Annotated in this window: 1 tRNA gene and 2 rRNA genes; all 3 read left to right on the forward strand. The window is 50.5% G+C overall.

From position 1 onward, the window contains the following. A 16S ribosomal RNA gene (locus tag BFG58_RS14955) occupies window positions 1-368 on the forward strand; the annotation flags it as partial. Between the two features lie 84 nt (window positions 369-452). Beyond that, window positions 453-528 (forward strand) — tRNA-Glu (locus BFG58_RS14960). Between the two features lie 182 nt (window positions 529-710). Beyond that, a 23S ribosomal RNA gene (locus tag BFG58_RS14965) occupies window positions 711-920 on the forward strand; the annotation flags it as partial.

Consider the following 920-nt stretch of genomic DNA (forward strand, 5'->3'; position numbering starts at 1 on the left):
GAGGAAGGTGGGGATGACGTCAAGTCATCATGGCCCTTACGAGTAGGGCTACACACGTGCTACAATGGCGCATACAAAGAGAAGCGACCTCGCGAGAGCAAGCGGACCTCATAAAGTGCGTCGTAGTCCGGATTGGAGTCTGCAACTCGACTCCATGAAGTCGGAATCGCTAGTAATCGTAGATCAGAATGCTACGGTGAATACGTTCCCGGGCCTTGTACACACCGCCCGTCACACCATGGGAGTGGGTTGCAAAAGAAGTAGGTAGCTTAACCTTCGGGAGGGCGCTTACCACTTTGTGATTCATGACTGGGGTGAAGTCGTAACAAGGTAACCGTAGGGGAACCTGCGGTTGGATCACCTCCTTACCTTAAAGAACCTGCCTTTGCAGTGCTCACACAGATTGTCTGATGAAAAGTAAATAGCAAGGCGTCTTGCGATTGAGACTTCACGTCCCCTTCGTCTAGAGGCCCAGGACACCGCCCTTTCACGGCGGTAACAGGGGTTCGAATCCCCTAGGGGACGCCACTTGCTGGTTCGTGAGTGAAAGTCACCTGCCGTCATATCTCAAAACTGACTTGCGAGTCATGTTTGAGATATTTGCTCTTTAAAAATCTGGATCAAGCTGAAAATTGAAACGACACATCTTTAAGGTGTGTTCGAGTCTCTCAAATTTTCGCAATCAGAAGTGAAACATCTTCGGGTTGTGAGGTTAAGCGACTAAGCGTACACGGTGGATGCCCTGGCAGTCAGAGGCGATGAAGGACGTGCTAATCTGCGAAAAGCGCCGGCGAGGTGATATGAACCTTTGACCCGGCGATGTCCGAATGGGGAAACCCAGTGYRATTCGTYRCACTATCGTTAACTGAATACATAGGTTAACGAGGCGAACCGGGGGAACTGAAACATCTAAGTACCCC

Origin of the sequence: Enterobacter sp. ku-bf2 (genome assembly GCF_001742765.1) — a bacterium.
Lineage (GTDB): Bacteria > Pseudomonadota > Gammaproteobacteria > Enterobacterales > Enterobacteriaceae > Enterobacter > Enterobacter quasiroggenkampii.